The sequence below is a fragment of the Streptomyces sp. NPDC001194 genome (assembly GCF_042896985.1).
Classification (GTDB): Bacteria; Actinomycetota; Actinomycetes; order Streptomycetales; family Streptomycetaceae; genus Streptomyces.
Genome location: NZ_JBIAXU010000009.1, coordinates 209521 through 219127, shown reverse-complemented (window position 1 = coordinate 219127; position 9607 = coordinate 209521). Strand labels below are relative to the sequence as shown.

Sequence of the window (9607 nt, the reverse complement as noted above, 5' to 3'; positions counted from 1 at the left end):
GTGAAGCAGTCAGGGCTGAAGGACGTTCTCCCGCTGTCACCCATGCAGGAGGGCTTCCTCTTCCACGCCCTCTACGACGACCAGGCCGCGGACCTCTACCTCGTGCAGTTCGCCTTCGAACTGCACGGGCCGCTGGACGCGTCCACGCTGCGGACGTCGGCCGAGGCGCTGCTGCGCCGGCACCCCAACCTGAGCGCCGGCTTCCGCATCACCGGCCGGGGCCAGGCCGTCCAGGTCATCCCCCGCCACTGCGAGCTGCCGTGGGCGGAGGTCGACCTGCGCGACACGCCCGAGGAGGCCCGGCAGGAGGCCCTCGCGGCCGTGCGGGCGGCCGACCGGACCCGCCGGTTCGACCTCGCCCGTCCGCCGCTGATGCGCTGCACCCTGGTCCGTCTCGACGAGGAGAAGTACAGCCTCGTCCTGAGCGTCCACCACATCCTCATCGACGGCTGGTCGGTGCCGCTGCTCATGGCGGACCTCCTGGCGCTGTACGGGAGCGGCGGCGACGAGCGCGCGCTGCGCCCGGCGGCGCCCTACCGGGACTTCGTGAGCTGGCTGGCCACGCGGGACCGGGAGGGCACCGAGGCGGCCTGGCGCGAGGCCTTCGACGGGCTCACGGGGCCGACGCTGGTCGCACCCCGGGCCCGGGACGCCGTACCCGTGACCGCCGAGCGCGTCACGCTGGAGGTGCCCGCCGGGCTCGCCTCCGCCCTGACCGCCCTGGCGCGCCGGAACGACCTGACGCTGAACACGGTCTTCCAGGGTGCCTGGGGCGTCCTGATCGGCCGTATGACCGGCCGGGAGGACGTGGTCTTCGGGGCCACCGTCTCCGGCCGCCCGCCGGAGGTCCCCGACGTCGAGAGCATGATCGGCCTCTTCGTCAACACCCTTCCGGTGCGCGTCGGTTTCAGCGCCCACGAGAGCGTGCTGACCACGCTGTCCCGGCTGCAGGACCGGCAGACCGCCCTCATGGACCACCAGCACGTCGGGCTCGCGGACATCCAGCAGTTCGCCGGCCACGGAGAGCTCTTCGACACGCTCGTGGCCTTCGAGAGCTACCCGAGCGACCCCGACGCGCTCCAGGCGGACCCGGGCGGTGTGCGCATCGCGGGCGTGGAGACCCACGACGGGACCCACTACCCGCTCACCCTTCTCGTGGTCCCGGCCGAGAGCCTCCTGATACGCCTCGACTTCCAGCCGCACCTCATCGACCGGGACACGGCCGAGCAGCTCGCCCACCGCCTCCTGGCGATGCTGGAGTCCATCGCCCGGGACCCGCACCAGGCGATCGGCCGGACCGGTCTGCCCGCGCCCCGGAAGCCCGGCCGGGCCGCCCCGGCCGCGGACGAGGACACCGCGCGGCCGACCGAACCCCTCACCCTCGCGGCGATGTTCGAGACGCAGGCCGGGCTCACCTCGGAGGCGGTGGCCCTCGCCCTCGGCGACGCACGGATCGACTTCGACGAGCTGAACGTACGGGCCAACCGGCTCGCGCGGCTCCTCGTCGGGCGCGGAGCCGGCCCGGAGGACGTCGTGGCCCTCGCCCTGCCGAAGACCGCCGACACCGTCGTGGGCCTGCTGGCCGTGCTGAAGGCGGGAGCGGCGTGCCTCCCCCTGGCGGCGGACACCCCGCCGGACCGGATCGCCCGGATCCTCGCCGAAGCCCGGCCCGTCTGCGCCCTCGTCGACTCCGCCACCGCGCTCGCGCTTCCCGAGGAGCTGCCGGCCGTGGTGCTGGACTCCCCGGAGAACGCCGCGGCCCTGCGGACCGGCCCGGAGACCGACCTCTCGGACGCCGCCCGCCGCAGGCCCCTCCTGCACTCGAACACCGCCTGCGTCCTGCCCTCCGCCGACGGCTCCTGCGTCCTGCTGCCCCACGCCAACGTGGTGGACCTCGTACAGGACGCCCCCCGCCGGTCCAGCGTGTCGGTCCCCGACCTCTTCACCTCCGCCGTCTCCCCGCTGACGCTGCTGCCCGCGCTGATGAGCGGCGGCACGATCGAGGCCCTGCCCGGCCTGCCCGCACCGAAGCACTCGGGGCCGCCCGAGGCCACCGGAGCCGCCGCGACCGCCCCGCGCGTGCCGAACATCCGGGCGCACGTGCTCGACCACGCCCTGCGGCCCGTACTGCCCGGCGGGGTCGGCGAGGTCTACCTGAGCGGAACCCGGCTCGCGCGGGGTTACGCGCACCGCCCCGACCTGACGGCCGAGCGCTTCGTCTCCGACCCCTTCGGAGCCCCCGGCGGGCGGATGTACCGCACCGGCGAACTCGCGCGCCGCACCCCCTCGGGAGCCCTGGAGCCCGTACGGCGCGCCGACGGGTCCGAGGCCGGAGCCGATGCGGACACCACGGCGCCCGCATCGCCGGCACCCTCCGTACCCCGCGAGGGCCGCGCGCCGCGCACCCCCCAGGAAGAGGTCCTGTGCGGCCTGTTCGCCGAGGTGCTCGGCCTGCCCCGGATCGCCGTCGACGAGGACTTCTTCGACCTCGGCGGCCACTCCCTGCTGGCGACCCGGCTCACCAGCCGCATCCGCTCCACCCTGGGCGTGGACCTCAACGTCCGGGCGCTGTTCGACGCACCGACGGTGGCCGCCCTCGCGAAGGTGCTGGGCAGCGGCCGGTCGGCCGCCGACCCGCTCACTGCGACTCCGCGGCCCGAACGCGTACCGCTGTCCTTCGCCCAGCGCCGGCTCTGGTTCCTCAACCACTTCGACGGCGCCAACCCGGCCCTCAACATCGCGCCGGCCCTCAGGATCTCCGGGGACCTGGACCCGAAGGCGCTGGAACAGGCACTCCTCGACGTGATGGAGCGCCACGAGAGCCTGCGCACGGTCTTCCCCGAGACGGCCGAAGGACCGCACCAGGTCGTCCTGGGCCGTGAGGCCCTCCCCGCGCTCCTGCGCGTCGTCGACGTCCGGGAAGCCGAACTGCCCCGGGTGCTCGCCGAGGCCGCACGGCACACCTTCGACCTCGCCACCGAGCCGCCGGTGCTGCCCTCGCTCTTCCGGACCGGCCCGCGGGAGCACGTGCTCCTGTTCCTCCTGCACCACATCGCCGGCGACGGATGGTCCCTCGCGCCCCTCGCGCACGACCTCGCCGAGGCGTACGCGGCCCGGTGCGACGGCCGCGCGCCGTCCTGGTCGCCCCTCCCCGTCCAGTACGCCGACTACGCCCTGTGGCAGCGCCGCACGCTCGGGGACGAGGCGGATCCGGACAGCCCGCTCGCCCGTCAACTGGCCTTCTGGACCGAGACCCTGGACGGGCTCCCGGAGAACCTGGCCCTGCCCGCGGACCGGCCGCGCCCCGCCGTCGCGAGCTTCCGGGCCGACGCGGTGCCCTTCCGGATCGACGCCGGCCTCCACCAGAAGCTGTGGGACCTGTCGAGGAGCAACCGGGCCAGCCTCTTCATGGTCGTCCAGGCCGGTCTCGCGGCGCTGCTCACCCGTCTCGGGGCGGGCACGGACATCCCCGTCGGCAGCCCCGTCGCCGGCCGCACCGACGACGCCCTGGACGACCTCGTCGGGCTCTTCGTCAACACGCTCGTGCTGCGTACGGACACCTCCGGGGACCCCGGCTTCCGCGAGCTGATCAAGCGTGTCCGGGCTGCCGACCTGGCCGCATACGCGCACCAGGACCTGCCCTTCGAGCGGCTCGTGGAAGCGCTCAACCCGGCGCGCACGTCCTCGTACCAGCCCCTCGTACAGGTCATGCTCGCCTTCCAGAACAACACCCGGCCGGTCTTCCGGCTGCCCGGTGCCGACGCCCGCCTGGAACCGGTCGACCTCGGACTCTCCCAGTTCGAACTCTCGGTGCACCTCAGCGAGAACCGGTCCGAGGAGGGCAAGGCCGCCGGGATCGAGGGCTGGATCCAGTACGGCACCGACCTGTTCGACCAGGAGACCGCACGGCGCATCGGCGAGCGCTTCGTACGGCTGCTCACCGCCGTCACCGACGAGCCGGACCTGCCCCTCAGCCAGATCGAGGTGGTGGCCCCGGCCGAACGCCTGCAGATCCTGGAGGAGTGGAACGAGACCGGCGAACCGGCACCGGCCACCGCGCTGCACACGATCTTCGAGCGGCACGCCGCCGCGACGCCCGCCGCGACCGCCCTGGTGTGTGGCGAGGACGCGTACTCGTACGCCGAACTGAACGCCGCCGCCAACCGCATGGCGCACCTGCTGCTCGCCCGGGGCGTGGGTCCGGAGCGGATCGTCGCCCTCGCGCTGCCCCGCTCCGCCCAGCTCATCGTGGCCGTGCTGGCCGTGCTCAAGACCGGCGCGTCCTACCTGCCGGTCGACCCCGACTACCCGGACGACCGGATCGCCTTCATGCTGTCCGACGCCGCACCCGCGTACGCCGTCGCGGACACCGGCGCCGGGGCGGTGCCCCCCGCCGTGCTCGGCTTCCCGGACCTGCTCGACCTCGCCGAGTGCCGTGAGGCCCTGGCCGCGCACCCCGGGCAGGACCCGGCGGTGCAGACCGGGCCGGCCACCCCGGCCTACGTGATCTACACGTCGGGCTCCACGGGCCGGCCGAAGGGCGTCCAGGTCACCCACTCCGGCATCGCCGCCTTCGCCGCCGCCGAGGTGGACCGCTTCCGCGTCGGGCCCGCGAGCCGGGTCCTCCAGCTCGCTTCGCCGAGCTTCGACGCGTCGGTCCTGGAGATCTGCATGGCCTTCGCCGCGGGCGCGACGCTCGTCGTGGCGCCACACGGCCCGCTGGCCGGACGTGAACTGGTCGAGCTCCTCGCGGCGCAGGCCGTCAGCCACGCGTTCATCTCCCCGGCCGCGCTCGCCAGCATGCCGGAGCACGAATTGCCCTCCCTCGCCACCCTCGTGGTCGGCGGAGACGCGTGCTCGCCCGCCCTCGTGGCGAGGTGGTCGCCGGGCCGACGGATGGTCAACGCCTACGGGCCGACCGAGTCCACCGTGGCCGCCACGATGAGCGAGCCGCTGGACGGCGCCGGGGCGCCCCCGATCGGCCGCCCCGTCCCGGGCAGCCGCGTCTACGTCCTGGACGGCGCACTCCAGCCGGTGCCCGCCAACGTCGTGGGTGAGCTGTACATCGCCGGCGCCGGTCTCGCCCGCGGCTACCTGCACCGCCCCGCACTGACGGCCGAGCGCTTCGTCGCCGATCCCTTCGGCCCGGCCGGCTCCCGCATGTACCGCACGGGGGACATGGCGCGCTGGACGGCGGACGGGCAGCTCGAGTTCGCCGGACGCGCCGACCAGCAGCTCAAGCTCCGGGGATTCCGCATCGAACCCGGCGAGATCGAAGCCGTGCTCGAGGAGGACCCGAGGGTGGGCCGAGCCGTGGTGGTCCTGCGCGAGGACCAGCCCGGTGACCAGCGCCTCGTGGCGTACGTGGCCCGCCGCCCCGCGTCGCAGGACCTCGACCCGGCGCAGCTGCGCGCCCGGGCGGCCGCGGGCCTGCCCGGCCACATGGTGCCGGCCGCGTTCGTGGTCCTGGACGAGCTCCCGTCGACCGCCAGCGGCAAGCTCGACCGCAAGGCCCTTCCGGCCCCCGCCCCGCAGGAGCGGCCGGCCGGCCGACAGGCCCGCACGCCCCGCGAGGAGGTCCTGTGCGCCCTGTTCGCCGAGGTCCTCGGGCGGGAGGAAGTCGGCATCGACGAGGACTTCTTCCTGCTGGGCGGCCACTCGCTGCTCGCGACCCGTCTGATGGCACGGATCCGTGCCGCGTTCGGGGTGGACCTGGCGATCCGGCTCCTCTTCGACGCCCCGACCGTCGCCGGACTCGCGGCGCGGCTCGACGGGGCGGACGAAGCGCCGCCCGCACTGCGTCCCGTACGGCGCCCGGAGACCGTTCCGCTCTCCTTCGCCCAGCGCCGCATGTGGCTCCTGCACCGGATCGAAGGCCCCAGCCCCACCTACAACATCCCGCTGGTGCTGCGCCTGACCGGGGAACTGGACCGTGAGGCCCTGGCGGCCGCCCTGCGCGACGTGACGGAGCGGCACGAGAGCCTGCGCACCGTCTTCCCGGAGATCGACGGCGTCCCCTGCCAGCAGGTCCTGGACACCTCCGAGGCCTGGGGCGGGCTGCACACGAAGCACACGACCGCCGAGGCCCTGCCCGGCCTGCTCGCGCAGGCGGTGTCGCACTCCTTCGACCTGGCCTCCAGCCCGCCGGTGCGGACCTCCCTGTTCGCCCTCGCGCCGGACGACCACGTCCTGACGATCCTCATCCACCACATCGCCGGCGACGGATCCTCCCTCGCGCCGCTGGCCCGCGACCTCGCCGAGGCCTACCGGGCCCGGACGTCCGGCGGAGCGCCGCACCGGGAGGCGCTCCCCGTGCAGTACGCCGACTACACCCTGTGGCAGGACGAGTTCCTCGGCGACGAGAGCGACCCCTCCAGCCGCGCCGCCCGCCAACTCGCCTACTGGAAGGACGCGCTGGCCGGTGCGCCCGAGACCCTGAGGCTGCCGGCGGCACGCCCCAGGCCCCCCGTGGCGAGCTACCGCGGCGACATGCTGGACCTGCGCCTGTCGCCCGAACTGCACGCGGGGCTGGTCCGGCTGGCGCGGGAGACCGGCACCAGCCTGTTCATGGTCCTGCAGGCAGGCCTCGCCGCCCTGCTGACCCGCATGGGCGCCGGAACCGACATCCCGATCGGCACCCCCGTCGCCGGCCGGACCGACGAGGCGCTGCACGACCTCGTGGGGTTCTTCGCGAACACCCTGGTGCTGCGTACGGACACCTCCGGCGACCCCGGCTTCCTGGAGCTGCTGGACCGGGTCCGCGACACCGACCTGGCCGCCCACGCCCATCAGGACGTGCCCTTCGAGCGGCTGGTGGAGTCCTTGAACCCCACCCGCTCGCAGGCCCATCAGCCGCTGTTCCAGGTGCTGCTGGTCCTGCAGAACATGGCAGCGCCCGACTTCGCGCTCGACGGTCTGGGCATGGCAGTGGAGCCCATGGGGACGCACACCGCCAAGTTCGACCTCTCCTTCTTCTTCCGGGAGCAGCTCGCCGCCGACGGAACGCTCGAAGGGGTGGCCGGATTCGTCGAGTTCGCCACCGACCTCTTCGACCGCGAGGACGTGGCCACGCTGGCCGCGCGCCTGGAGCGGCTGCTGGAGGCGGCGGTCGCGGATCCCGCGCTGGCGATCGGGCGGTACGAGGTGCTCGTACCGGGCGAGCGCGAGGAGCTCCTCGCGGCCGGCGCCGCCGCGCCGGCGCCGGCCCCGGCCGAGGGCCTGGCCGCGCTCTTCGAGCGACAGGCGTCGCTGACGCCCTCGGCCGTGGCGGTGGAGGCCGACGGCGAGTCCCTGACGTACGCGGAGCTGAACACCCGGGCCAATCGCCTGGCCCACCGGCTCGTCGCGGCCGGCGTGAGCGCCGAATCCCGGGTGGCCCTGCGCCTGGAGCGCCCCCTGGACCTGATGGCGGCCGCGGTCGCGGTGGCCAAGTCGGGAGGCGCGTACGTGACCCTGGAGGGAGCCTCGCCCACGCCCCGGTGGGAGGCCGTCCTCACGGCGGCGGACGCCCGGGTGGTGCTCGTCGACCGCGCCGCGGCCGGCGCGGGAGGCACGAGCGGCGCGCTCGAGCTGCCGGTCGACGACGGAGCGGACGGCGGCCGTACGGACGACCTCGGCCTCGTGGTCGAGCCGGACCGGCTCGCCCGCGTGCACTACGTGTCGGGGACGGCGGGCCCGCTGGGCGTGGCCCTCACCCACCGCGACATGGCGGCGGAGGTCGCCGACCGAGCCCCGGCGGACGACGGGGCCCGGACGGTGCTCCTCCCCGAGCAGCTGCCCGGGGGACCGTCGGCCGCGTGGTGGGGGGCCCTGCTCTCCGGCGGACGTCTGACGCTGACGCCCGCCGGCGACGCGGCCGCCGACCCGGGCGCCCACGGCCACGGCCCGGCGGAGGCCGCCGGCCCCGTGACGCACCACCTGCCGCAGGACGTGCCGGTGGGCGACGGGCCGTTGTCCGGTGAGGCGGCGCCGATGGGCAGCCCGAGGCCCGGCCGGCGGGTGTACGTGCTGGACGCGCGGCTGCGTCCGGTCCCGCGCGGCGTTCCCGGCGAGCTCCACGTGGCGGGCCACGGCCTGGCCCGCGGCTACCACGGCCTGCCGGGCGAGACCGCCGAGCGGTTCGTGGCCGACCCCTTCGGCCCGCCGGGTGCGCGGATGCTGCGCACCGGAGACCTGGTCCGCTGGGGAGCCGGGAACGCGCTCGAGTTCCTCGGCCGTACGGACGCCCGGACGCGTGTCCGGGGCCTGCGGGTCGAGCCCGCCGAGGTCGAGGCGGTGCTCGGCGGGCACCCGGGGGTCGCCGCCGCGGCCGTGGCCGTACGGGCGGACGCGGCCGGTGTCCGGCGGCTCGTCGGGTACCTGGTCCCCGCCGGCGGCGCCGAAGCGGCGCACGGGCGGGACGGTCTCGTCGGCTCCGTCCGCGAGGCGGCCCGCGGGCTCCTGCCGGAGCACCTGGTGCCCGAGGTCCTCACGGTCGTGGACCGCCTTCCCCTCGATGGCGAAGGCGCCCTGGACCGGGCGGCGTTGCCCGGACCCGACTCCGGGAGCGGCCGCGGCGGCGGGGCACCCCGAACGGCGCGGGAGCAGATCCTGTGCGAGCTGTTCGCCGAGGTGCTCGGCGTGGACCGGGTGGGCCTGGAGGACGACTTCTTCGAGCTCGGGGGCCACTCGTTCGCCGCGACCCGCCTGATGAGCAAGGTGCGCGTGGCTCTCGGCGTGGACACGTCCCTGCGCCACCTCTTCGAGAACCCCACGGTCGCGGCCCTGGCCGAACGGCTCGACGAAGTCGCGCACCACGATGCTTTCGACGTCGTTCTGCCCCTGCGTGAAAGCGGTGAACTCCCGCCCCTTTTCTGCATGCATCCGGCCGGTGGTCTCAGCTGGTGCTATTCTGGCCTGGTTCCGCACGTGGGCAAGGATCGACCGATTTACGGTCTCCAGTCCCCGAGGCTGGCCGGCGGCGGTGAACTCCCCGTGGATATAGTGGAATCCGCCGCCGAATACGTGGACAGGATTCGAAAGGTCCAGCCGAGCGGCCCCTATCACCTGCTGGGCTGGTCATTCGGCGGGCATCTGGCCTACGCCATGGCGACCGAATTGCAGCGACAGGGCGAAGAAGTCGCACTGCTGGCCCTTATGGACGCTTTCCCGGTCCAGGACGAAGCCATGTTCCAGGTGCCCGAGGACGAAGTCCTTCCCGCGCTCTTCCAGGTCGTGTTGCGCGAAGTCGACCAGACCAAGGGTGAATTGCTCCAGGGTAATTTGCTGATGGAGACGATCCGCCGGGAAGGCGGCGTCCTGGGCGAGCTCCAGGAGTCGCACCTCGAAGCGGTCAAGGAAATCTGCCTCAACAGCATGAAGCAGCTCCGCATCTTCGAGCCCGACCGGTTCCGCGGGGACCTCCTCTTCTTCACCGCACTGCAAGGCCGGACCGACGCGTCGTTCGGTCACGACGCCTGGGGCCCGCACGTCGACGGCCGCATCGAGAACCACGACCTCGACTGCGACCACGGCGGAATGACCCAGCCGCGCATGATCGCGCGCATCGGAAAGATCGTCGCCGCCAAGATGCGCGGCGAGACGAACTGACAAGAATCTCCCGAAAGGT

General features: G+C 74.1%; 1 protein-coding gene. It reads left to right on the top strand.

The genetic code is table 11. From position 1 onward, the window contains the following. Positions 1–9588 (top strand): amino acid adenylation domain-containing protein, encoded by a 9588-nt coding sequence (locus tag ACFY1T_RS20755; protein ID WP_390789412.1) that lies wholly within the window; start codon positions 1–3, stop codon positions 9586–9588. Positions 9589–9607 lie beyond the last annotated feature (19 nt).